Origin of the sequence: Laceyella putida (assembly GCF_042665195.1) — a bacterium.
GTDB classification, from domain to species: domain Bacteria; phylum Bacillota; class Bacilli; order Thermoactinomycetales; family Thermoactinomycetaceae; genus Laceyella; species Laceyella putida.
On the sequence record NZ_JBHTBW010000020.1, the window covers coordinates 20,460 to 45,623 of the forward strand.

Here is a 25,164-nt window from a genome sequence, read left to right on the forward strand (position 1 = left end):
CAACGACAAATTATACTTATTGGCTAATAGTACGACGTTTCCTAATCCTCATGATCCGTCCACCCATTGGGCCATACGGACTCAGACCCCGGGCACCGCCGCGGGGTCTGGTCATACTCCGATGACGACACATGTTTTCGGACCCGTTCTCCGTTTCATGGATGATGGTCCGTTGTCTTTTGGCGGGATAGAGCTTGACCACTGTTTCCCCCTTGGCGGCCTTGACGGCGATTTTCACTTGATATCTGTCGCGGACACAAAACCTGTGGCGTCTCCACCCGGACCACCCCTCACTCGCCCAACAACCTGCCGAGGGGGCGCAACAAATTCTGCACGAAATGGGTGGGGCCGGGCAAGTCTGGGAAATAGATGAGCAACAGCCACAATCCCCACCCGATGACGGTGAACACCAACAGGGCCGCCTTCTCCTTTTTACGCCCCCGGTTGATTAGCGGCCACTCGAACAGCACGATCAATACGCTGACCACCGTGACACCCAACACTTTTGCCCAATTCATCGCTCCTTCACCTTCTCCTCCGGCAGGCCCGCCGGTCGGTCGGTCACTCCGGGCCGGCGGATGTGCACACGGACCTGGATGTCCACATCCAATCGGGGAAACACCTGCTCATTCCAACGATCCTTCACCTTGGCCCATTCCTCGGGGTATTCCCGGTGGAAAGCTCCGGCAAATCCGAGGACGTCCGCCCGGTCTTTTTTTTGCACTTTTTCCACCGTCTGGCGGATACGGTCCCGAAGGATCCGCTCCATCGCCCGGGCAATCCGGTCGACGTTCGACGGATGGTACAGAGTCAGACGGGTGCCGTTAAAACGCACATCGTCTTCGGAGGTCACCTTCAAGAGGATCCGCCGCTTCTTCCCTTCGATCTTCGGGATCAGCTCGATTTCCGACCGAACCACTTCCATGGAGACATATCCCCTTTCCCCTGGGAGACGGGTGTTGACCATCCTGGTGGTAAATTCATTCCGAATCCACATCAGCCCTTCTGCCGCTTTCCGATCCAAGTGATCCACCATTTTATCCCCCCGGAAGACGGCGGTACCATCCATGGCCAGAGTGGTGTCGTTCACCTTCATCACCACGGGGATGCCCGCGGCTTCCGCGTCACCGGATACCTCCTGCAGCAGCCGCATCAAGGTCAAGTTGACCGCCCGCTCCAATTTCACCATCTTATAAAGGGTTCCCGTGGAGATGGTTTCCCCCGGCGCAACGGTCTCGAAGATCTCCTTCGGCGAACTTTCGGTCACGAACACAAAGGCATCCTTCCTCAACCCGGGATGGCGCGCAAAGTAGTCTAGCGCTTCCCAAATCCCCGTTTTGGCCAGCCGCTTCCCCAACACAACCACTTCTTGGTGGCCCATGAAAATGCGACGCCCCATTTTTTCCTGCAATTTGGATTGCGCTTCGGGGATGGTGACGCCCCGTGCGGAAAGGACCATTTGCTGCTGTTTGCCCCCTCCTCCAGTGCCGCTGTCCGTACCCACCCGCTGGGGAATCGCTTGCAGAAGCGTCATTTCGATCTGCCCGTCCTCCGTCCGGTCGATTCCGAGGGCCCGGATCAGGGCGATCTCGTTCAATTCCTTCCGGTCCCAGCAACCGGGGAGGATCGGGAGGGAGGCTATCAACAACAGGCACAAGGCCCTTTTCCCGGCTCCCTTCAGGCGTCCCGCTCTCATGATACGTTTCCCTCCTCCCTCGTCCCCTTCACTTTCCGGATCCCCGCCACCGCCAGCAGCCCCAGGGGAATCACCACCTGAATCAGGTGGCTGTAGAACACGCCTTCCCCATCGAGGAATCGGTTCAAAAAGGAGAGGTTCGGCGCGGTCCAGATGCTGACGGCGACCAGGATGAAGGCGATGGGTAGCGACAGGGGTTTGTAGTCGGACAGGCCCAGCCACTGGGCGGATCCCAGAACGGCGACGTATTGGAAAAGACAGATCTTGGCGAAGATGATGGTCAACCACATCGCCAGCAAAAAGGCATCGATGTGTTCAAAAAACCCCGCCAGACTGATGAGCCGGAACGTTTCAAAGAGCGGATAGAGGAAGGTCGCCGATTGGTTTCCCAACACAAACACGGCGATCAGATCGAACACCGTCAGAGTCAACATCGAGCCGAAGACGGAGATGGCACCCCATCGTCCCGCTTTGTCCTGTTCCTTCACGTAGGGCAGCAGAAAAGCGGCCAAAAAGTATTCGCTGTACCAGATCGACGGGTTCACCGCCCCTCTCACCACGGGACCGATTCCGTGTTCCAGAATCGGAAAGAGGTTATCGACCTCCCACTCCGTCGACGACAAAACCGTAAGGGTCAACAAGACGGCGAAGGCCGGCAGGGTGAGGAATTGGGCGGAACGGACAATGGTCTCCAACCCGCCCCGGACAGCGGCCGCACAGACCAAGGCCATCCCGCCCATCACCACCGCCGGGGGCGTCTCCAGCAAAAACACGCCGTTTACAATCTCCCCATAATACCGGATCACGAAGGAGCAGGCATGGATGTAGATGACCAAGTATAACAGCGCGATCCCCTTGCCGAACCAGCCGAGAATCCGGGGACTGTACTGGATGATCGTCTCCCCGGGAAACCGCCGGTGGAGCTTGAGCGCGAGATAAAAGGAGACGCCGCTGACGGCCGCCACCAGGGGGGTCAGCCATATGTCCCGTCCCGCCCACTTGGCCGCCAGATGAGGCGCGGTCAAAATCTTGACGCCGACGCAACCAGTGTATAAGATCAGGGCCATCTGGCCGGCACTGATGCGTCCCCGCTCGATCATCCCGGTTCCTCCTTTCATCTTCATCTCTCCCCTCCTTGTTCCGGCCCCGGTTTTTGGTCCGGCGACTGCCGGTAGTCGTTGGGGGATAGGCTCGGACGCTGATCCATCTTCCACCGTGGGGCCCGCCAGAGGGCATCCTTCAGTTCCTCGAGCCGGAACGGTGCGAGGGGGGAGAGATATGGCATGCCGAAGGAACGGAGCGTAGCCAAATGGACCACGAGGGCGATCAGCCCCAGGGAAAAGCCGACCATGCCTAAGGACCCCGCCAGGATCAACAGGGGAAAGCGGAGGATGCGCATGGTAAACCCCAACGCATAGCGGGGAACGGAGAAAGAAGCGATCCCGGTGATCGCCACGACGATCACCACCGGAGCGGAGACCAGTCCCGCCGTCACCGCCGCTTCCCCGATAATCAGTGCGCCCACGATGGAGACAGCGGGACCGACGATTTTCGGCAGGCGAAGACCGGCCTCCCGCAACGCTTCAAAAGCGATCTCCATCAACAACGCTTCAATGACAGTCGGGAGGGGAATCTTTTCCCGGGCCGCCGCGAAGTTGAAGAGCTGCTCCGTGGGCACCGCTTCCGGGTGAAAAGTGATCGTGGCCACGTAAAAGGACGGAGCGGTCAGGGAGAAGAAAAACAGCAGGTATCGCAGCCATCGGATGGCCGTGGCATAAGTGAAACGGACATAGTAATCCTCCGCAGCCTGCAAAAGCGTCGGGAAGCTGAGGGGCACAGTCATCACCTCGGGTGATCCGTCCGTAATGATGGCGACCCGTCCCGACAACAAGTCGGCGGCCACCACGTCGACCCGCTCGGTGACGTTTATCTGGGGAAACGGCGAGAAGGGGTTGTCCTCGATCAGTTCCTCGATATACCCGGATTCCAGGACCCCGTCGATGTCGATCCGCTCCAGCCGCCGTTTCACCTCGTCCAGCACGCCCTCGTTGACAACTCCCTCGATGTACGCGACGATGACCCGGGTTTGGGTGTAACGGCCCAGCCGCATTTCCTCCATTTTCAATTGGGGACTTTGGATTCTGCGGCGCAGCAGGGAGGTGTTCGACAGGGCCGACTCGATGAATCCCTCCTTGGAGCCGCGGATCACCGGTTCGCTCTCCGGTTCGCTGATCCCCCGCTTTTCCCATTTTCGCAGCCCCAGGTTCAGTGCCCGGTCCCATCCGTCGATGAACAGAACGGGATCACCGGCCGCCACCTGCTTGACGCACTCGTCAAAGGTTTGAACCGGTTTGGCGGAGACGACGGGCAATTCTTCGCGAAGGAACCCTTCAATCTCCTCCGGACGGGTGAGGGAGGCTTTCATCAAGGAAGCCAGGGCGTGATCGTTCAGTTCTTTGATGTCGGCCATGTTCTCGATGTAGACGATTTCCGCCTCGATTTCCTTTCCGATCCGGAAGGGACGGAATGTGACGTCGTAACACCGCTCGAACAAATCCTTCATTACCCGGCGGTTCTTCTCCAGCTCGGGATGGAGGGCGACCCGCAAATCTTCCCCCGTGCTGGGAATGACCGGATCACTTCCGCTGTTCTTCCGTTTTCTGCGCTTGCGAAATCCTTTGAACCCGGACATGGATGAGGCTCCTTCCTTTTGATTCCTTTTCATTATTTTGTACTAAAGTAAAAAAAATAAAACACACCGGGAAACAAGAGGATAAAAAAAGCCGTTTCACAAAGGAACGGTCTTGATCCGCCATCATCATGGGAATCACGATGCGTATGGAATTCCCCTTAGTCAAAGAACCTCACCAGACCGGCCCCCGTCGATCGGACAGAACCCAGCGGGATCGCCCGGCCGGCCAACAGTTGCCGAGTGGCCGCGGCGACCACCAGAATGCCCCGTTGGGCGGCGGCGTTCACGGCCCGGACAGGAAGATGGAAACAGTGCGCCCCGCGGAGATGCTGATGTTGAGAATGTGCATCCGGTTGTCGATCGCCTACTCGATCCCCCGGATCAAATTGCTCATCGGTCCTTTTGGGCCCCGGTGAATGCACCGGCCTCATAGCCGAAAAGCTCCGATTCGATCAGGGTTTCCGAGATGGAGGCCATGTTGAGTGCAACAAAGGAACCGTCAGAGAAAAGGCTGGCTTCATGAATCGCTCCGGCGAACACCTCTTTACCACCCCGATTTCCCCTCTGAGGAGGACAGTGGTGTCCGTCCGGTCTACCATCAATGTAAACCACATTTTTCAGCTCTGGCGCTTTCTTTTTCATCAGGTCGATTTCTAACAATCTCAATGGCTCGTACGGCTCTTGCTACCTCCCCCACTTCCTCCATCAAAAAGCCCACTCGAATATAGGGCCCTAACTCTCTCCAGTCCCGTTTTCCGTAAATTTCGTCAATAGATTGGGGTTATTCATTCAAATTCAACATAATCCTCTCCTTGATTTAATGACCTTATTCCCTATAATACCAAGTGGGAGGAGATGGAACCATGAAACGCGTTTGTATGTTTGTTGTCCTTCCTGGCGGATACGAACGTTTGAAGAGATTATTGAAGTTGTTAGGTGGAGGCCATTAGGCATATATTCTAACCAAAACGTTAACGGATATGATGGACCATGGATGAAGTGAATTGTCTCAGTAGTTGATAGTCGATTTGTTCCCTCATCGCACCAGAAAATATACAAAAGGTTCTTACTTTGTTTCTCATCTGCAAACATTTTTTCTATATTGTCGAATAACTTTCGTAACATTTTCCATTTATAATAAGAGTGACTTCACAAACATCTCAGATAGCCTCACAAGACCAAACCGCATGTTGAGCAAAGTCAACATGCGGTTTGTGTTTTTACCCTAAAATTTTCATTTTCGGATCATCTTTAAATTGTGCGAATGCCCATCGCAAGGAAAAGAGTCTTCCAGCAAAAAGGAAGACTCTTTTGGTATGATTTACTCATTTTTTACAATGGCCCATATCATTTAAGAAAGAAATCATACAAATCTACGCTTTCGGTCCCCCAGCCACATAGAGAACCTGTCCATTGATGAATGAAGATTCTTCTTGGGCAAAAAATGCAATCGCATGAGCAATATCTTCAGGTTTGCCGGTGCGCCCCACCGGAATGGCGGCTACCGATCTCTTTACCATATCTTCAAAGCTGATGCCGATACGCTCCGCCGTAGCCTTGGTCATTTCCGTCTCCACAAAACCTGGCGCAACCGCATTGACCGTAATCCCGTATTTCCCCAATTCCAGCGCAAGCGTTTTGGTAAAGCCCTGCAATCCAGCTTTTGCTGTGGCATAGTTGGCCTGTCCGCGGTTTCCTAAGGCTGACGTGGAAGAAATGTTGATGATTCTTCCGTAATTTTGCTGAACCATCACCTTTTGAGCCGTTTGGCTGCAATAAAAGGACCCTTTAAGATGGACATTCATTACCGTATCCCAGTCATTATCGGTCATTTTAAACAGCAAATTGTCCCGGATCACCCCGGCATTATTTACGAGAATATCAATCCGTCCAAAACGCTTCACTACCTCCTCGAAGGCGGCCTCGACCTGATCCCGCTTGGAAACATCCACCGTTAACGGGTACAGGGAAAATCCTTCTTTCAACAGCTCTTCATAAGATTCTTTCAACCCTCGCTCGTCAATATCCATCATGCAAACACTGGCACCTTCTGTAGCCAAACGCCGTACCGTCGCCTTCCCAATCCCCCTGCTTGCTCCCGTAACAACCGCTACCCGATTCGAAAATCTTGCCATTTTGTTTTCCTCCTCTTTTTGTTTTCCAATTACTCTAAATGTTCCGGCGATATCTTCCTCTATGAATATACGCCGAAGCATTTCCCCGACCATTGACAGATTGCTGTTGACACCATTCCAGGGCGTGTCTGATAAATAGGTCGGCGGCTCCAAAACCGTTTTCCCATGCGCTTCACTTGTCCATCGGCGCTCATCGGGAAAAGGTTTTTCCGCCTTCTCCCAATGGTCAACTTGTTTTGCCAGACGCCCTAGTAGTACGTCAAAACGGCCTCACCAGAAGTTAAGACTTGCCCCGGTTCCTTTTCGACAGATACATCCAAGCTGACGGTGCGTTTTACTTGGTCCTTGTTTGTAACCTTCAAACGGCACGTCAGAACGTCCCCCGGGCGTACCATTCCCGCAAAGCGCACTTTCAAACGGCTGACGAATCCATACGTTCCAACCAATTGTCCAACATGTTGGGCCATGAATCCCATACTGAGCATGCCGTGTGCAATGACCCCTGGCAAACCAACTTTGCGTGCTGTTTCATCATCGGTGTGGATGAGATTGAAATCCCCCGAAGCACCGGCGTACTTCACCAATTGCACTTTTTCAATAGCAGGCTTTACGAGCGGTTCGATCTCCTGCCCCACTTCGATGCTTTCCCAATCCATGCTTTGCAATGGTCTCCCTCCATTCAGCGAAGAATCGCTGTACTTTTCCCACAAAACACCAACTTGCCATCCAAATCCTCACCGCGGATTTCAGTGACAAGAAACGTCATCGTTCCAAGTTTCCCTTGCCGCTCATATACGTCGACAACTCTGTTCACGCAGCGCAAGATGTCACCTGCCACAATCGGCCGTTCATAACTGTATTCTTGCTCTCCATGCAAAACCCGGCTCAGTTCAAACTTCACATTGGGTATGGGAACACGAAATGTGGTCGGAAACGTGGGCGGAGCCACTAGGCTTGCATACCCGTGTTCCTTTGCGAACGCTTCGTCCGTATAAAGCGGATTATCGTCACCAATGGCGTGAGCAAAAGCCCGAATGGCGCCTTTTTCCACCTCAAATACTTTTACTTCAGATGTGCTGCCAATGACACTCCGATCAATGATCATCAATCCCTCCACCTTTCAATAACCTTTAAAGGGTACTTCCGCCTTCAACCGCAAGAATATGGCCTGTTACAAAATCGCTTGCCTGGGAAGCAAGGAATAGAGCGGCTCCTTTCAATAAGTAATCATTTCCTACTCTACCCAATGGAATATTGGCTACGATTTTGTCATACTGGGCGGCCAAAACCTCTTTGGTCATTTGACTCGGAAACATTCCAGGTGCGATCGCATTCACGTAAATGCCGTGTTTGGCCCAATTTCTAGCTAACTCTTTGGTGAAATGAATGACGGCTGCTTTACTCGTGCTATAGCCAATGGCATTCAAGCTTTCCGAAGTTTTTAACCCGGCTGCGGATGCGATGTTTATTATTTTCCCGCACTTTCTCTCTATCATTAATTTTCCGACGGCTTTTGACATGAGAAATGTACCTGTGACATTGACGTTCATGACCTTGTTCCACGCTTCCAGCGGCATCTCTTCAATCGGTGCTCCCCAAGTCGCTCCGCTGTTATTTACGAGAATATCAATTTTCCCGCAATCTTTTAAAACACTGTCAACCGTTCGGTTGATTTCTTCCTGGTTCGTAACATCACAGCGATAAGCCAGCGCCTGAATGCCGCTTTCGCGCAGGACCGATACCGTTTCTTCGCAGTTTTCAAGTTTTCTTGAGCATATGGCCACTTTGCAACCCGCTTCGCCAAAAGCTTCGGCGATTTGTTTTCCCAAACCGCGCCCTCCGCCAGTGATTAAAGCGACCTTGCCGGTCAAATCGAACAAATCTTGAACTCTCATATCCTTCCCTCCCATATGATGTTCGATGCCATTGATGATCCAACACCCATATAGATGGTCGTTCAGGTTTGTTTGGATGATATCCATCTTGATTTGTCCCTTATCGTTCCAAAATGAGGGCAATGCCTTGGCCGCCGCCGATACAAGCGGTAACTAACCCTCGTTTTACATTCCGCCTTCTCATTTCATAAGCCAATTTCATCACCAGCACACCACCCGTAGCCGCAATCGGATGTCCATGGGCAATCGCCCCACCGTTCACGTTGACTTTCTCCCAATCGAAATGGAGTTCCCGGTCGCAAGCCAGCACCTGGGCCGCAAATGCTTCATTGATTTCAATCAGATCCATATCCTCCAGGCTCAATCCCATTTCTGCCAACACTTTCCGAGTTGCGGGCACCGGGCCGATCCCCATGATATTCGGATCCACTCCGGCAACCGCCCAATGCTTTATCTTCGCCAAGGGCTCCAACCCTCTCCGTTCAGCCTCTTGGCTGGACATGATCACCAGAGCGGAAGCTCCGTCATTCACACCCGATGAGTTTCCAGCCGTAACCGAGCCATCCCCCTTAAACACAGACGGCAATTTGGACAGCGCTTCCATCGTGGTATCCGGTCTGGGATGTTCATCCGTGTCGAATAAGAGCGTATTCCCTTTCTTATCCTTGAGCGGAACCGGAACAATCTCCTCCTTAAACCATCCCATCCCCACGGCCTTTTTCATGTTTTGCTGACTGCGCAGAGCGAAAGCATCCTGCTCTTCCCTGCTGATTTCGTAACGTTCCGCAAGATTTTCGGCGGTGATCCCCATCGGTGGATCGCCGATGTGATCGGGCGACAACTGACGGCGGACAAACTTCGGGGGCGTCCGGTCAAAAGCTTGACTAGGGGGTTCCAACAGATATGGGGACCTCGTCATGCTTTCTGTTCCCCCCGCAACAAATATTTTTCCGCTTCCGGCTATAACAGCCTGGGCGGCCAGGGCAACGCTATTGATTCCCGATCCGCATTGGCGATCAATCGTCATTCCTGGGACGGATAGAGGAAGCCCGGCCTGGAGAAGTGATAACCGCCCCATGTTTCCTCCACCACCCAGACAGTTCCCAAAAATCACATCATCTACTTCTCCGCCTGCCACTTGCGCTCGGTTAAGCGCCTCTTTGATCACTAACCCTCCATAAAGGGAAGGATGCAGATCCTTTAGCGCTCCCCTCATTTTGGCAATCGGTGTCCTTACCGCGGAAACGATGACGGCTTCTACCAACTTTCATTCCTCCCCGCTATTCATTTTTTTGCTGATTGCCATGCTCGTCCTTTCTCAGTCCGTCTTTCGCCCTTACCCGTTCCTCTTCTATCAAACTCCGCCTCAATATCTTCCCTACCGTAGATTTCGGCAATTGCTCCCGAAATTCAATCGCCTTGGGAACCTTATATTTGGCCAACCGATCCGAGCACCATTGAATCAGCTCTTCTTCGGATACGGCAACCTGTTGTCTGCGAACAATGGCCGCTTTCACCGTCTCACCCCGATATGGATCCGGCACGCCATACACACAGACCTCCGCCACAGCCGGATGCTGATAAAGCACTTCTTCCACTTCAGTTGGATAGATATTATATCCACTGGCGATAATCATGTCCTTCTTCCGACCGACGATGTAGAAATACCCATCTTCATCCATTGTGGCGATGTCACCGGTATACAGCCATCCGTCGCGTACGCACAGGGCGGTTTCCTCCGGTTTCTTCCAATACCCTTTCATCACTTGCGGTCCCTTGATAATGAGTTCGCCAGCTTCTCCCGGAGGCATTTCCCTTGTTCCGGTCTCCAGATCGACGATCTTGCTGTCGGTATTCGGCACAGGGATCCCAATGCTCCCGGGCTTGCGAAGTCCGCGGACAGGGTTTCGATGCGTTACTGGTGAGGATTCCGATAATCCGAATCCTTCCAAGATTTTTGCCCCGGTCTTCCGTTCAAACTGCTTCATCACTTCCACCGGCATCGGTGCCGAACCGCTATTGCAGATTTTGATGGAATCAATCCCGCTATGCTCGGAATCTGGATGGTTCAGCAAAGCAATATACATTGTGGGAACGCCGGGAAAATGAGTCGGCCGGTGCTTCCGAATGATTTCAAGGATTTTGTCAACTTTGAACCCTGTTGCGCATATCACCGTTCCAGCCGCATAGATGGTGAGATTCATGGAACAGTTCATGCCGTATACATGGAAGAACGGGATCACGCTTAAAACTCTCTCACCGGGCCGTTCATAGGCTCCTCCGGAAAATGCAAAAGTTTGGATGATATTGCATACCAAGTTGAAATGGGTGAGCATCACTCCCTTGGAACGCCCTGTCGTTCCACCTGTATATTGAAGCACCGCGATATCCTCTTTAGGATCAATATTCGGCGCCGGAAGCCGGGTATCCCCATCCGCAATCAGATCACCAAAGGAATGGGCATCTCGTTCCGGTTGGCCATCCGTAAAAATAAACCGCAGCTTGTGATCAAAACGGATTCGCTCAAACTTTCCTTTTTGCGCCTGTTGGCAGATGAGCCAGCCTGCTTCCGAATCTTGAATGATGTGCTCCAACTCCGATGACTGGTACATGGGATTTACCTGCACAACGATTCCGCCCAGGCGTTGCACTCCATAATAGGCAATAATGTACTCCGCACAATTTGGCAGCATGATCCCCAACCGTTCGCCTTTGCGAAACCCGAGGCGGAAAAGGGCCGATGCGAACCGATCCACCGCCTTTTTCAGCTCTCTATAAGTAAACACCTTATCGCCATCGATGATGGCCTGATGAAAGGGATAATCTTTTTCTGATTGTTTTAATAGGTCGTATAATGAAAGCAATGGAAGCTCTATTTCATGCGAAATCCCTTCCGGATAATATTTATGCCAAGGTCTGCTCACCGCATTGCATCTCCTTATCCGTTTTTATCCAGCAATCGGGAAATGACAAGCCGCTGAATTTCCGCCGTTCCTTCCCAAATCTGATAAATCTTCGCATCGCGCAGCCACTTTTCCACTGGATATTCCTTGGTATATCCATATCCCCCCAAAATCTGAATCGCTTCCAGAGAGGCTTTGACGGCCACATCGCCCGCATACAGCTTGGCCATGCTTCCCTCTCCCAATCGGAAAGGAAGGTTATTTTTCACCATCCAAGCAGCACGCCAAATCAGAAGCCGCGCTGCGTCAATTTCCGTGGCCAGATCCGCCAGCTTGAAGCCGATCGCTTGCTGTTTGATGATCGGGATGCCGAATTGCTTCCGTTCTCTGGCGTACGCCAACGCATATTCATAAGAAGCCCTGGCGATTCCCAGAGCCGCGGCACCAACGGCCGGCCTGGTGGCTTCCAGCATCTTCAGAGCCGCCAACCCGGAGATATAGCCGGGAGATCCGGGTTCTCCGCCAAGCCGGTTTTCAAGGGGGATCCGGCAGTCCTCCAAAATGACCTGGGCCGTATGGGATGCGCGAACTCCCAGTTTTCGCTCTTTTTTCCCCATTTTCAATCCCGGATTGCCTTTTTCCACAACGAATGCGGCGATGCCATCCCAACCCTTGGACTTATCCGTCTGGGCAAAAATGACGTGAAGATCGGCAATCCCTCCATTGGTGATGAATTGCTTGGTGCCGTTCAGCACATATTCATTTCCATCCCGGACCGCGGTTGTCGCCATGGCCGCCACATCAGAACCCGCTCCCGGTTCCGTCAATCCCATGGCGCCCAGTTTCGGATCATCCATGTCACAAAACATCGGGATGTATTTCTTCTTCTGTTCCTCCGTGCCCGCGACCATGATCGCTGTAGCGGCCAGGCCGGTTCCATTGATGGCGACCGCAATCCCCGCACATCCCCAAGCCAGCTCTTCCGTAATCAACATGGTCGTAATCGGATCATTGATTCCGAGGCCGCCGTATTCTTCTGGATAACGATAAGCGGTAAGTCCCAATTTGGCAGCCTTCTTGATGATATCCCAAGGCATTTCTTCCGATTCATCATAAATGTGAGCCACTGGGCGGATTTCATTTTTGGCGAATTCATGGGCCAATTTTTGAAATTCGCGTTGTTCTTCTGTCAAGCGAAAATCGATCATCTTGTTGTCTCTCCTTTATCAGAGTTTCATTTTTGTTCGGTTTGTGTTGTCTATTGTTTAACATTCTTCTCGCGTGCGTTGAGAGATGACCCGCATTCACTAAAGCGCTTTCAACCACTTAAAATCCAGGCAGACCTCCTTTTCAGCTTCTTACCCTACTTATTTGCAATTTCCATACCAACTGATAAACCTCCATGACTCTTCAGCCGCAACCGGCATAAGAGTCACAAACTCCTCACAAAACAGAACTTTCGTTCAAAACCCCATGTATAGCAGGTATTGCATTGCGATGATTCAAATATGAATCGTTAGTCAGGCTAATATTGCTAAACTTCAGGTTGCTACAAATCATTTTTGCATCAACAATTCACTTTTAAATCTGTATCCACTACGATTTCTGCTTATCCACATATCCTTTTTTTCCGTACGCTTCCGCTACTTTTCTTCTTAACACTTTTCCGACTGTCGACTTTGGCAATTCATCCACGAACTCCACATATTGGGGGACCTTATACGGGGCTAGCCGCTCCCCGCACCACTGCATCAGTTCCTGTGCAGTGGCCTGCCGATTCCGGCGCAGAACAACAGCAATTTTGACAACCTCTCCCCGATAGGAGTCGGGTACCCCAAACGCACAGACCTCCTTGATTGCCGAATGCTGATATAGCACTTCTTCCACTTCATTCGGATAAATATTGAAACCACCGGATATGATCATTTCCTTCTTCCGACCCACGATGGTAAAGTAGCCTTCTTCATCCATCATGGCGATATCGCCTGTGTACAACCATCCATCGCGCAAAACGAGACGGGTTTCCTCCGGATTATTCCAATACCCCTTCATGACTTGCGGTCCTTTCACAATCAGTTCCCCCGGGACGCCAGGAGGCTGTTCGATCGTACCCATATCCAGATCGACCACTTTGCTATCCGTTCCGGGAATGGGTATCCCGATACTTCCAATTTTCCGTTTTCCGCAAATCGGGTTCCGATGAGTGGAAGGGGAGGCCTCCGATAGTCCATATCCTTCAATGATGAACGCACCTGTTTTTTGTTCCAATTCTTCCATTACCTCCACTGGCATGGGGGCGGAACCGCTACTGCAAACTTTGATCGAGTTCAATCCAATTTCCTGGGCGAGTGGATGATGAAGCAGCGCGATATACATCGTCGGCACTCCCGGAAAGAATGTGGGGCGATGCTTTTGGATCAGTTCCATGACATGGTCCGGATCAAATTTTTTCACACAGATGATGGTTGCCGCAGTAAATATTGAGAAATTCATGCAATTGTTCATTCCATAAACATGGAAGAACGGTGAAATGCCCAGCAACTTTTCTCCTGGACGTTTTAACACACCTCTGTAAATACTGAAATTCTGATACAGATTGGAAATGAGATTGTAATGAGTCAGCATGACGCCTTTCGATCTTCCAGTGGTTCCTCCCGTATACTGCAATACGGCAATGTCTTCCCTCGGATTTATGTCAAGGTCAGGCAACGGATGCCCCTGATCAGCCAGCATTTCCATAAAAGAACATTCCACGGACTCGCTTTGCTTCGGATAGATGAAGATCTTAGCTATATCTTGCACAAACGAGATTCCGCTTAACTTGTCCTTGATCTCATGATGGCCAATGATTCCCCATGCCATGGAGTCATCAAGGATCCCCTCCAATTCTTGCTGCTGATACATCGGGTTGACTTGAACGACCACACCACCGAGACGTTGGATCGCATAGTAAGAAACAACGTACTCCCAACCATTGGGCAGCATGATCGCCATCCGCTGTCCCTTTTGAAATCCCATCCGCAATAGATTGGCTGCCAAATTTTCGCTCCATTCCTTTACCTGCCGGAATGTGATCATCTGATCGCCATCTATAATGGCTGTATTCTCCGGATAGTCATTCGCCGATCTCACCAGTAATTGATGGAGAGAGATGGAAGGAAACTCAATCTCTTTGGGAACTCCGGGGGGATAAAAGCGGACCCATGGCCTTTCTTCCATACCTATCCTCCTTCCACGTAGGTTGCCTTTAACATAGTAAATATGCAAATTCAATGCCAACGCGTCCATGTCACGAACTTGGTTCATTTCTTTTTGCATGATACGAAACGGAATCAATTTTCGGTAAAATGCCATTCTTTTTTGAATCATCAATACAGGTTTGTATCAACAAAACAAACAATGTAACCACTCGCAAAAAAACAGGCGAAATAGGGAGCCTAACACCGATGGCGCATCAACTTCCCACTTCACCTGTTATTGGACCTTACCATTAGAGAGGCAAGAGTTCGAGATTTTCATTGGACAGATGCCGGACGCATTGCAAAAAGATGGATCATAGTATATCTTCCTGATCTATCTCCCTTTAAACTCCGGTGATCTTTTATCCAAAAAAGCTTGGGTTCCTTCGTTTTTATCCTCAGATCCGAACAATACGGCTTGCGCCAACTTTTCGATCACAAGTGCTGTATCCATATCCATATCAAATCCACGATTTACACTGAGTTTGGCTAACCGCACCGCCAGGGGGCCTTTAGATAAGATTTTTTCGGCATGCTCCTTCACCGCATCCCATAGCGCGGCCATCGGGACGACTTTCGATACCAGACCGATCTCTTCCGCTTTATGGGCGGAAATCATTTCGCCGCTCAAAATCATATACAATGCTCTTCCTTTTCCAATGATTCGTGAGAGACGCTGGGTTCCGCCAGCCCCGGGAATAATCGACAAATTTAATTCCGGCAATCCCAACTTGGCATGGTCGGCTGCAATTCGGATATCACAAGCCATCGCTAGCTCACATCCGCCACCAAGTGCGAAGCCATTGATAGCGGCAATCGTGGCTTTGCTGGAATTTTCAATCATCCGATAAGTTCCGGACATCCCAGGAACAAGGGCGTCCAATGCCTGTTTTTCCCGTAGCTGGCGTATATCCGCACCAGCTGCGAAGGACTTCTCTCCCTCTCCAGTGAACACAATCACTCCTACTTCTTCATCACGTTCGTGAATTTCCAATGCCCGCTCGATTTCCCTCAATGTTTTTGCATCCAATGCATTTCGTACTTCAGGTCGATTGATTTTGATGACACCCATGGCGCCGTTTTTTTCCACCAAGATATTTTCAAAGCTCATTTCCTTAGCCCCCATCACCATTTAATCCGCGATTGGAAGATATCACAACCTATTTCCTTATCACCTTAAAGGTTCCCATCCCTTTGGCCAATATTGTCCCGTTTCCATCTCGGATTTCTCCTTCACCGGTCAGCAGCTTATATCCATGTTTAAGCACTTTTGCCGTAGCCACCAATTTCCCTTCGCTAATTGAATTCAAGTAATGAATATTCAAATTCATTGTCGTTAACGGATATTTGACAATGGAACGAAAGGTCATCCCCATGATGTTATCCAACATGGTGGCATACACACCCCCATGCACGGTTTGATTCACATTGGTAACATGGGGTCGAACGTGGAGTTCCAAAACAACCTTTCCTTCTTCAAAATGAATAATCTGAAACCCAAGATGGGAGAAAAAAGGACTCTTCTCAAAGGCTTGTTTGATCTCATCCAGTGCCATGATGGTCATTTCACAATTCCCCCTGTCACATGTGAATAAGACTCCGTTTTGCACGCCTAGGCTTCATCTCATCGTTCAGTTTCAACATTCTTCCAACACTCGTTGAGAAATGATCACTTTCTGAATTTCATTTGTCCCCTCGTAGATTTTGGTAATGCGGGCATCGCGGTAAAAGCGTTCCACTGGATATTCTGCGATATATCCCATCCCGCCATGAATTTGAACCGCCTTATCCGCCACCTTGTTATACACCTCCGTTGCGAATAGCTTGGCCATGGAGGCTTCCTTGATCGCCTTCATTCCCTCATCGATCAACCATGCCACCCGATATGTCAAGGCTCTGGCCGCTTCCGTTTCAGTCGCCATTTCCGCCAGCATCCATTGGATTCCTTGATTTTTCGCAATCGGTTTGCCGAATTGAACCCGTTCTTTTGCGTATTGGGCGGACATTTCAATCAACTTGTCACAAGAGCCCACGGATCGGGCTGCCAAGCCGACTCGTCCTTCGCCTAAAATGCGCAAAGCGGACGAATAACCCATCCCCACTTCCCCAATCACATTCTCATCAGGAACCTCGCAATCTTCGAAAATAATCTGGGATGTATAGGAACCTTTCAATCCCATTTTTTTGTCGATCTTCCCGATCATCAAACCAGGGAAGTTCTTCTCTACCAAGAAGGCCGTAATTCCCCCGCGGGCCCCTTTCTCTTTGTCCGTGACGGCGAATACGGTAAAGACATCAGCGATGGGCCCATTCGTAATAAAGTGTTTCATTCCGTTAAGAATCCACTTGTCTCCCTTTTTGACCGCCCGGGTTGCCAAATTGGTCGCATCCGAACCCGCGCCCGGTTCAGATAAGCAAAAGGCCGCTATTTTTCTTCCTGCAGCCATATCCGGCAGATATTTTTCTTTTAACGCATCAGATGCCAACTTGACGAGGCCCGTACTGCCAATTCCCGTATGAGCTGAAATCAAGGATACAAACCCATTATGGGTTCGTCCCAGTTGCTCCAACAATATGGCCTTTTCCACTGTGGTGAGACCAATGCCGCCATACTTCTCTGGTATACTAATCCCGAATAGCCCCAAATCCTTGGCCTTTTCAACCAAATGCGCAGGAATGGCATCTTCTTCCTCAATCTGCTGGGCGTAAGGCTCAACCTCATTTTCAACAAAATCTCTGACTATCACCCGAATTTGTTGCAGCTCTTCTGATAGTTTAAAATCCATATAGGCCTCCTCTTTCCTTTAGCCGGTTTTTCATGCGAATATCCATTCCAATTGATCAAACATTCTTTATTGGATCACGCTTCGTTCTCTAGTTCATAAGCTCTATCGCGATGGCCATGCCTTGACCTCCACCCACACATAAGGTGGCTAACCCATATGGCTCATTTCGACGCATCATTTCATAAAGCAAGGTCGTCATGATCCTCGCTCCCGTAGCCCCCAACGGATGCCCAAGGGCGATCGCCCCGCCATTGACATTCAATTTTTCCACATCCAGATTCAAATCACGAATCACAGCCAGCGCTTGAGCTGCAAATGCCTCATTTAATTCTATTAATCCAAAGTCTTGCATGGCCATTTTGGTTCTCTTCAATAACTTTCGAACCGCGAAAACGGGACCGATTCCCATCATTTCCGGGGATACGCCGGACACGGCCCAATCCATGACTTTGGCTAGCGGTTTGCATCCGAGTTCTTCCGCTTTTTGATGGGACATTAATACCAATGCGGCAGCCCCGTCATTTCGTCCGCATGCGTTTCCCGCTGTTACAGTCCCTCCCTCTTTAAACGCCGGCTTAAGGGCAGCGAGTTGTTCCAAGGAAGTCTCACGTGGAAACTCGTCCGTATCAAAGAGGATCGTTTTTTTCTTTTGCTTCACTTCGACCGGGACGATTTCATTCTTAAATGTATGATTCCGAATGGCAGCCGCTGCCCGCCGTTGACTTTCCAAAGCAAAAGCGTCCTGTTCCTCGCGTGATATGTTGTAACGTTCAGCCACATTCTCCGCCGTCATCCCCATTCCCAAATTCGGTCCATATATTTCTATCGGTTGCTGTCCGTTTTCCAAATTGGAATCAATGATCACCGGATTTCCTTCTCCAAAACGCGCGTTTCGCAAGTAAATCGGGGATCTGCTAAGACTTTCCGCTCCTCCAGCCACCACGACGTCGGCTTGTCCAAAGGCAATTTGCTGAACGGCGGATGCAACGGCCTGCATCCCGGAAGCGCATAGGCGGTTCACCGTATAAGCTGTCGCTGTCTCAGGGATCCCCGCACGCAAAGCAGCCACCCTGGCCATATTGGAAGATTCCGTGGATTGCCGCACCTCTCCCATAATGACTTCATCCACCATTTTTGGAGAAATACCCGCTCGCCGCACCCCTTCTTCAATGACCAAAGCACCCAATTTCCCTGAATTGAGATCCTTCAATGTCCCGCCGAATTTCCCGATAGCCGTTCTTACTGCCGAGACAATCACAATTTCATCTCTCATCTTATTCCCACCATAGAAAAAATTTTGAATTCCATGTATCAAACCATCTTCTTAACACTTTACCGACTGTTATTCTGATCCCATGCCATCCCCTCTACTTCTTTGGATAAGCAATAATTATGCCAACCATTCAAACGAATCAATCGTTATTAAATATGGGTCGATTCCAAAGGAAAATGACCTGCGAAAGTTGAGTTCGTTGGCCAAGTGATTCTCTATTGAATCCTTTTCCTCAAAGACTGATGCACGATTGAATCATTGCCAATGTCACAATAAAAAAAAGCACAATCAAATTGCGCTTTTTTAAAATCATGCATCTTAGAATGATTTAATTCAATGTTGTCAAGTTATATTTCTTCAGTTTTCGAACGATGGTCGCCTGACTCGTTCCAAGTTTTTCCGCAATTTTATAGGTACTGTTATATTGTTGAACGGCAAAGGTCAGTAACCGCCGTTCAGCATTTTCAATGGCTTCTTTTAAAGTCAGCGTTGACAGGGATGTTTGACCCTGATCATTGCCCATCGCTTGATCATTGTTATCCCGATCATGTTCGGATGATTTTGCTTCATTATACGGATGATATTCAGTTGGAAGATCATGCACTGTGACCACTTTTGAAGGTACCGTTAAAACCAATCTTTCGATGAGATTAGATAACTCTCTTACATTTCCCGGCCAATCATAATGATAAAAAAACTCTTTTAAGTTCCGATCAAATTCTTTTGAAATCCGATATTTCTCGTTGAAAGTTTTTAAGAAATACTGAACAAGAGGTAAAATATCCTCTTTTCTTTCCCTGAGTGGGGGAACAAAAATCGGAATCACATTTAACCGATAGAATAAATCTTCTCTAAATTCCCCTTTTTTGACCATTTCTTTTAAATCACGATTGGTTGCGGCAACCAACCTGACATCAATCTTTTTAGGCTTGATCCCACCAATTCGTTGGATTTGTTTTTCTTGCAGTACACGAAGCAATTTCACTTGCAATGCTAAAGGTAACTCCCCGATTTCATCTAAAAATAATACTCCTTTGTCCGCCAATTCAAACAAACCCTGTTTTCCCGCCTGATTGGCTCCGGTAAAAGCACCCGCTTCATATCCGAATAACTCCGATTCCAGAAGATCGTAGGGGATTGCCCCGCAATTGATTTTCACGAATTTCCCTTTTCCGTGGCGTTGGCTGGAACGATATATGTGTCTGGCCAATATATCTTTTCCCACCCCGGTTTCCCCCAAAATTAAAACGGTTGCATCGAAATCCGCAATGCGGTCAGCCATGTCGTATATATCCAACATCCGTTTGCTTTCCACGATCACATCCGGGTCTTGGCGGGTTTTGGACTTTAATCTCTCTAATTCTTTTCGGTATTGATTATTTAATTCCAGCGTTTTCTTCAATTCATGGTGAAGCGCATTCAATTCTGAGAGATCACGGATATTCGTGATCACTTTTTCAATTTCGCCCTCTTTATTAAAGATGGGAGTCCCTGTCATCAAGATTTCCTTGCCGGCTAATTTATTTTGAATTTGGCTTACTGTTTTCCCTTGTTTCAAAACTTTGAACGTAACGGATTCTCCTAAAATTCCTCTTTTTATTAAACTGTCCACCTTTTTGCCGATATAATAGTGCTTGGGAATGCCCGTAATCCTTTCAATCGCTGAGTTCGTCCTTAAGGTTGTTCCTTCTCGATCGGTAATGTAGATGGCATCATAGGAGTTATCAATGATCGCATCCAATTCTTCATTCAGTTTATCCAATTCATTAATCTTTTCTTGTAACAATTTAATATATAATCCGTCCGCGAGAATAAAGAAAATGAGTTCTTGCGATTCATATGCGCGATAGTTGTATATCAATAGGTATTGAGCCTCATGAAATGTAACTGAAACAAGATTTTTCTCTTTGTCCTCCCACTCATCAAACAATTGGCGAACGTCTACTCCAGTTTCCACATCAGAGATTTGTTCATGAAATAGGGAATTATAATATTTTATCGAATAGTCTCGTTTGGTCACTACGATGGGAAAAGGGATATTATCCAAGGTTTGGAGCATATTGATATTCATTTCGCTCCCCCTTTCTCTCTATGAAAGATTGCCATTTAATTTTGTTCCCTTCTCTAACAATATAAAAACCCAGTTCTCATCCATTGGATAACTGGGTTATATCATCCAGACGTTCGTTTGTCTTAGTATAATAAGCAAACCCCTCACAGGATTCACTCATGTTGGCAGGTGATGGATACATCTTTACAAGGAAGTGTGTTCCCATATCTACTTATGAATATTGTTTTTTTAATTGAGCCGCAATGATATTCTTCTGGATTTCTGAAGTGCCTTCATAAATCTTAGTAATCCGTGCGTCACGATAATATCGCTCAACTTGAAATTCTTTGATATATCCCATTCCGCCATGGATTTGAACCGCCTTATCCGCCACACGGTTATACACTTCCGAACCAAATAACTTGACCATCGCCGCTTCTTTTATCACATTCATCTTTTGATCCGTCATCCATGCCACACGATAGGTAAGCCAACGAAGAGCTTCGATATCTAAAGCCATTTCCGCCAGCATGTGCTGGACCGCTTGAATTTCAATGATCGGTTTGTCAAATTGAACTCTTTCTTGTGCATATCTCACGCTCATATCTAAAAGTTTCTGGCAAGACCCCAAATTTCTGGCCGCAAGGCCTGCCCTTCCATTGGCAAGAATTTTCAGCGCATTCACATAACCTTGACCTTCTGCACCCAAGACGTTCTCCACCGGAACCTCCAACTCTTCAAATACCAGTTCCGCTGAATGCGAACCTCGCAATCCCATTTTTTCTTCTATTTTTCCGACATGAAAGCCGGGAAAATCTTTTTCAACAATGAAAGAGGTGATTCCTTTGGCCCCTTTTTCCGGGTCGGTTACCGCCATAACCGTAAAAACATCGGCTATCGGCGCATTGGTAATAAAATGTTTCGAGCCGTTAATGATGTATTTATCCCCCTTTCGAACCGCTCTCGTTTTCAGATTGGAAGCTTGGGATCCTGCATTGGGTTCTGTTAAGGCAAAAGCGCCAATGCGATGTCCTGACGCCATGTCGGGGAGATATTTCTTTTTCTGCTGTTCATTTCCCATTTCAACGATTCCCACGGTTCCAATCCCGGCATGCGCTCCAATGACCGTGGTATAGCCGTTATGGGTTTTTCCCAACTCCTCAAAAACGGCGCATTTTCCTATCATGTTGATTCCCAACCCACCGTATTCTTCAGGAATGCTTAACCCGAACAGTCCCATTTCTTTGGACATGTTCATAATCTGTTCGGGGATTTCATCTTTTTCTTCAATCTCATTGGCATACGGGTCGACTTCATCTTTAATAAAATCTCGCACGACATTTTTTAAGGCTAAAATATCCTCAGATAATTGAAAATCCATCCTGTTTATTCACTCCTCCACCTATTATGAAAATTCATTTGGGTGACGACATATTTATCAGACACGCCCTAGTTGTCATAGTTATAGAAACCAGCACCCGTTTTCCGGCCCAATCTTCCCGCTTTCACATATTTCACCAAAAGAGGACAGGGACGATATTTTTCCCCCAAGGCTTTGTATAGGTATTCCATATTGCGCAACCGGGTATCCAATCCAACCAAATCGGCCAACTCCAGCGGTCCCATGGGATGATTAAGCCCCAATTTGATGGCTTTATCAATATCTTCTACAGACGCCACACCTTCCATCAGCATATTCATCGCTTCATTCCCGATTAAACAGTTCATTCGGCTCGTGACAAAACCGGGAAATTCATTAACCTCAACCGATTCTTTATTCATTTGCTTAGCGACCTGTTTTGCCATTTCCAACGTTTCATCAGATGTTTCCAACCCTCTAATAATTTCAACCAACTTCATCTTATGGACAGGATTGAAGAAATGCATGGCCACACACTGATCGGGGCGAGAGGTTTGAGCGGCAATCTCAGTGGGACTCATCGTCGAAGTGTTCGTAGCCAGAACAGCGTGTACGGGAGCATGGGCATCCAACTGTTTAAAGACCTCAATTTTTAAATCCATTAATTCAAAGACAGCTTCTATCACCAGATCGGCTGTTTTTACGGCCTCGACCAGGTCCGTGGTATAGGATAAGTTCTTCATTGCCTGATCCTTTTGTTCCGCTTGAAGATAACCTTTTTCAACACTTCTTCCCAGTTCAGAGCTGACATATAACTTTGCCTTTTCCAATGCCTCTGTGGATACATCCTGCAAAGCCACTTTAAATCCTGAAACTGCCGCCGTATAGGCAATTCCTCGTCCCATCACGCCACTGCCAATGACTGCGATGGTTTTTAGCATGATTTCAACCCCCCACATCTATTTAATCATAAAGATTGATTAATAGAATTTCTTCATATCAAACACTCATATCGCATTTTAAAAATATCATTTTGAAAAAAATAGGCATATTTCGATTGGGTATTCTGTACCGCACCGATCAAGATTGATAAATCCTTCATCCTCTGTATAAAAAACAAGCAAGATTCATGCCAATAATAAATACCCAATCTAAGATGGACTTAGATTGACACGATTAGAGGAAAGTCGGGAAATAGCGATCGCACTCTTTCATTTCGATTCAAAATCGAATCGAATTGATTCATTTGTGAATCAACCCTGAAAACGGCAAGATCTTATTGAAATTGATCCAATATAGTCAGGCAACGACTGATTCTACTATAAAAAAATGTACTTTCGCATAGATACTGCATGGACATATCAGTTGAAATGAATCCATTCTTAGTCGCCCATTTTTAAACGCAAAAAAGACCCCCCTCTTAGACAAATGGCTATATCGTCTAAAAAGAGGTCGATCCATTTCCTCCATTCTTGCACTGTTCAGCCAGAACATGACTCACGAACCACCAGCTCCGGTTTTAAAATGATAGACCCTACTGTAAGCGTTGACAAAAACAATTTATTTATAAAATAGAATATACGAAACCAATATATTTTTCCTACTATTATAACGCCGCTTGAAGACCGCTATGATTACGATGATTGCCAAGTGTCCTTTGCGATGTAAGTTTCGATCCATTCTCCCAAAAAAATTCAGTGGTTAGTTGAGAAACACACTTTTTCATACTATAGTTGTCATTAAACAAAAACGAGTCCGTTGCAGAGGTTTAAGGCAATATCCGTAACAGTTGGGAGAGTCGGTTTTTATGACAGAAAATTTACAAATCCCCCTTCGCGAAAAAAATATTGTATTCATTGGTTTTATGGGTGTAGGTAAAACCACGATTGGCCAATTGGTTGCAAAGAAGCTGTATCGTGATTTTGTTGATATAGATGTAGAAATTGAAAAAACTTATAAGATGCCCATCCCCCAGATTTTTCAGGAATTTGGAGAGCCCTATTTTCGCCAAATAGAAAAAGAATTTATCATCGATACTTGTATGAACACTCGTTTAAAAATTGTCTCGCTAGGTGGAGGAGCTTACCTGCAGAAAGAAGTCAGAGAGGTTTGTTTATCCCATTGTATTGTGTATTTTCTTGATTTATCTTGGGACTCTTGGAAAAGTCGGCTACCTTTAATTATCGATAGCCGCCCTGTTCTTAAAAATAAAACATTGGACGAAATTGAAGAATTATTTCTGAAGAGATTAGATGCCTATTCCCTTCATAATTCCAAAATTCGCATCCATGATCAGGATGCTGAAACGGTTGCGGATCATATCGCTGAATCCATCAAAATCACCTGGGATATTTACCAACCGCAGGACTAATTTCCCGGGAATTGGCGTTGATCTTGCTTCAAGTTTCTCGGTGAAAGCATCCACGCTTTGCAAGTGGCGGATCGGTTACCGGCCCATGTTTCCAGTACCCTCCCTCGGGTCAATTGGCTGGGGGCCTGGGAGACATTGTTGCCGCAGGTATTTATATTGTCATTGATTTTATTCCAAGTGAAGCGACTGGAGCGGAGAATGCCTGCGAAACAAGCCATGATTTGCAAGGATCAGAAAGGAAAGTCCGCTGGTTCAAAGTCAGAGGAATATATCCCTGGCTTTTTTGGTGAAAGCGGCTTTCTGTGAATATGCTTTCCGGGCGGTCGGCCATGTTGTTCTCTGTTTCGACAGGGAGGAAAAGACTGTCCGCTCCGGTCCAACAGGCTAGGTAGATTAGACAAAACTCGCATCGCCTCTCCCCAAACAAAGGCGATGCCAGATATCACTTTCCCCATCCATTTCTCTCATTCACTTTTTCACATCCTCTCTTTTATTTTGATGACTTCGGTTGGTACAATTCAACTCCATTCTCTGCCAACCCGCCGAACGTCGGTACATGCATTAGAGTAAACATCAGAATATGGACTTTGATCTCGACGACCTCTGAAATTTAATACCATCCTGTTTGTGGAAAATTGGATGCCCGTAAATATCGTAATAAACACAGTTAGGATTCCGACCAAAAAACCGCCCCATATTGCCAATTGTCTTTTCAAAAAAAACACCTCTTATAGATTTATCCTTACTGTGTAGAATCCCCAAAC

The 25,164-nt window shown here is 48.1% G+C and carries 22 protein-coding genes and 1 pseudogene; 1 reads left to right on the plus strand and 22 read right to left on the minus strand.

Features of this window, described 5'->3' with window-relative positions; all coding sequences use genetic code 11:
- Window positions 1-290: 290 nt before the first annotated feature.
- The 22 genes and pseudogenes from ACFQNG_RS07915 to ACFQNG_RS08020 all read right to left on the minus strand — a co-directional run bounded on the left by ACFQNG_RS07915 (window position 291) and on the right by ACFQNG_RS08020 (window position 22,970).
- Complete coding sequence (locus ACFQNG_RS07915) at window positions 291-518, minus strand: hypothetical protein (RefSeq protein WP_379864375.1); 228 nt, start codon at window positions 516-518, stop codon at window positions 291-293.
- A complete protein-coding gene (locus ACFQNG_RS07920; protein ID WP_379864376.1) occupies window positions 515-1,696 on the minus strand; it encodes a Ger(x)C family spore germination protein in 1,182 nt (393 codons plus the stop codon). The genes ACFQNG_RS07915 and ACFQNG_RS07920 overlap by 4 nt, the downstream gene beginning before the upstream one ends.
- Window positions 1,693-2,820 carry a GerAB/ArcD/ProY family transporter gene (locus ACFQNG_RS07925; protein ID WP_379864377.1) on the minus strand — a complete coding sequence of 376 codons (1,128 nt, stop codon included), beginning with the start codon at window positions 2,818-2,820 and terminating at the stop codon, window positions 1,693-1,695. The genes ACFQNG_RS07920 and ACFQNG_RS07925 overlap by 4 nt, the downstream gene beginning before the upstream one ends.
- Entirely contained in the window at window positions 2,817-4,421 is a 1,605-nt protein-coding gene (locus ACFQNG_RS07930; RefSeq protein WP_379864378.1) for a spore germination protein, read from the minus strand. The genes ACFQNG_RS07925 and ACFQNG_RS07930 overlap by 4 nt, the downstream gene beginning before the upstream one ends.
- A 125-nt stretch (window positions 4,422-4,546) precedes the next feature.
- Window positions 4,547-4,819, minus strand: a complete 273-nt coding sequence (locus ACFQNG_RS07935; protein WP_379864379.1) for a hypothetical protein — start codon at window positions 4,817-4,819, stop codon at window positions 4,547-4,549.
- On the minus strand, window positions 4,779-5,030 hold the full coding sequence (locus tag ACFQNG_RS07940) for a sigma 54-interacting transcriptional regulator (protein WP_379864470.1): 252 nt from the start codon (window positions 5,028-5,030) through the stop codon (window positions 4,779-4,781). The genes ACFQNG_RS07935 and ACFQNG_RS07940 overlap by 41 nt, the downstream gene beginning before the upstream one ends.
- Window positions 5,002-5,160, minus strand: a pseudogene (locus ACFQNG_RS07945) (nucleoside triphosphate pyrophosphohydrolase family protein); the annotation flags it as partial. The gene ACFQNG_RS07940 and the pseudogene ACFQNG_RS07945, both read right to left, overlap by 29 nt.
- Window positions 5,161-5,761: 601 nt before the next feature.
- Window positions 5,762-6,523: a beta-ketoacyl-ACP reductase gene (locus ACFQNG_RS07950; RefSeq protein ID WP_379864380.1), complete on the minus strand. Its 762-nt coding sequence runs from the start codon at window positions 6,521-6,523 to the stop codon at window positions 5,762-5,764.
- A 248-nt stretch (window positions 6,524-6,771) separates the two neighbouring features.
- Window positions 6,772-7,179 (minus strand): MaoC/PaaZ C-terminal domain-containing protein, encoded by a 408-nt coding sequence (locus ACFQNG_RS07955; RefSeq protein WP_379864471.1) that lies wholly within the window; start codon window positions 7,177-7,179, stop codon window positions 6,772-6,774.
- A 23-nt stretch (window positions 7,180-7,202) separates the two neighbouring features.
- Window positions 7,203-7,628, minus strand: a complete 426-nt coding sequence (locus ACFQNG_RS07960; RefSeq protein ID WP_379864381.1) for a MaoC family dehydratase N-terminal domain-containing protein — start codon at window positions 7,626-7,628, stop codon at window positions 7,203-7,205.
- Window positions 7,629-7,653: 25 nt separating this feature from the next.
- Window positions 7,654-8,418: an SDR family oxidoreductase gene (locus ACFQNG_RS07965; protein ID WP_379864382.1), complete on the minus strand. Its 765-nt coding sequence runs from the start codon at window positions 8,416-8,418 to the stop codon at window positions 7,654-7,656.
- Window positions 8,419-8,518: 100 nt separating this feature from the next.
- The gene (locus ACFQNG_RS07970) at window positions 8,519-9,682 is read right to left on the minus strand and encodes a thiolase family protein (protein WP_379864383.1); all 1,164 of its coding nucleotides are present in this window, start codon (window positions 9,680-9,682) and stop codon (window positions 8,519-8,521) included.
- Between the two features lie 16 nt (window positions 9,683-9,698).
- Window positions 9,699-11,342 carry a long-chain-fatty-acid--CoA ligase gene (locus tag ACFQNG_RS07975; protein WP_379864384.1) on the minus strand — a complete coding sequence of 548 codons (1,644 nt, stop codon included), beginning with the start codon at window positions 11,340-11,342 and terminating at the stop codon, window positions 9,699-9,701.
- Between the two features lie 14 nt (window positions 11,343-11,356).
- Window positions 11,357-12,526: an acyl-CoA dehydrogenase family protein gene (locus ACFQNG_RS07980; RefSeq protein WP_379864472.1), complete on the minus strand. Its 1,170-nt coding sequence runs from the start codon at window positions 12,524-12,526 to the stop codon at window positions 11,357-11,359.
- Window positions 12,527-12,917: 391 nt separating this feature from the next.
- Window positions 12,918-14,540 carry a long-chain-fatty-acid--CoA ligase gene (locus ACFQNG_RS07985; protein ID WP_379864385.1) on the minus strand — a complete coding sequence of 541 codons (1,623 nt, stop codon included), beginning with the start codon at window positions 14,538-14,540 and terminating at the stop codon, window positions 12,918-12,920.
- A 354-nt stretch (window positions 14,541-14,894) separates the two neighbouring features.
- Complete coding sequence (locus tag ACFQNG_RS07990) at window positions 14,895-15,671, minus strand: enoyl-CoA hydratase/isomerase family protein (RefSeq protein WP_379864386.1); 777 nt, start codon at window positions 15,669-15,671, stop codon at window positions 14,895-14,897.
- A gap of 49 nt (window positions 15,672-15,720) precedes the next feature.
- On the minus strand, window positions 15,721-16,125 hold the full coding sequence (locus ACFQNG_RS07995; RefSeq protein WP_379864387.1) for a PaaI family thioesterase: 405 nt from the start codon (window positions 16,123-16,125) through the stop codon (window positions 15,721-15,723).
- A gap of 72 nt (window positions 16,126-16,197) precedes the next feature.
- Window positions 16,198-17,346: an acyl-CoA dehydrogenase family protein gene (locus ACFQNG_RS08000; protein ID WP_379864388.1), complete on the minus strand. Its 1,149-nt coding sequence runs from the start codon at window positions 17,344-17,346 to the stop codon at window positions 16,198-16,200.
- A gap of 88 nt (window positions 17,347-17,434) precedes the next feature.
- Window positions 17,435-18,619, minus strand: coding sequence for a thiolase family protein (locus tag ACFQNG_RS08005; RefSeq protein ID WP_379864389.1), 1,185 nt, complete (start codon window positions 18,617-18,619; stop codon window positions 17,435-17,437).
- A 328-nt stretch (window positions 18,620-18,947) separates the two neighbouring features.
- Complete coding sequence (locus ACFQNG_RS08010; protein WP_379864390.1) at window positions 18,948-20,690, minus strand: sigma-54 interaction domain-containing protein; 1,743 nt, start codon at window positions 20,688-20,690, stop codon at window positions 18,948-18,950.
- Window positions 20,691-20,901: 211 nt separating this feature from the next.
- Complete coding sequence (locus tag ACFQNG_RS08015; RefSeq protein ID WP_379864391.1) at window positions 20,902-22,050, minus strand: acyl-CoA dehydrogenase family protein; 1,149 nt, start codon at window positions 22,048-22,050, stop codon at window positions 20,902-20,904.
- 68 nt (window positions 22,051-22,118) lie between these two features.
- Window positions 22,119-22,970, minus strand: a complete 852-nt coding sequence (locus ACFQNG_RS08020) for a 3-hydroxyacyl-CoA dehydrogenase (protein WP_379864392.1) — start codon at window positions 22,968-22,970, stop codon at window positions 22,119-22,121.
- Between the two features lie 866 nt (window positions 22,971-23,836).
- Here ACFQNG_RS08020 and ACFQNG_RS08025 point away from each other — a divergent pair.
- Window positions 23,837-24,400: a shikimate kinase gene (locus tag ACFQNG_RS08025; protein ID WP_379864393.1), complete on the plus strand. Its 564-nt coding sequence runs from the start codon at window positions 23,837-23,839 to the stop codon at window positions 24,398-24,400.
- The last annotated feature ends 764 nt before the right edge of the window (window positions 24,401-25,164 follow it).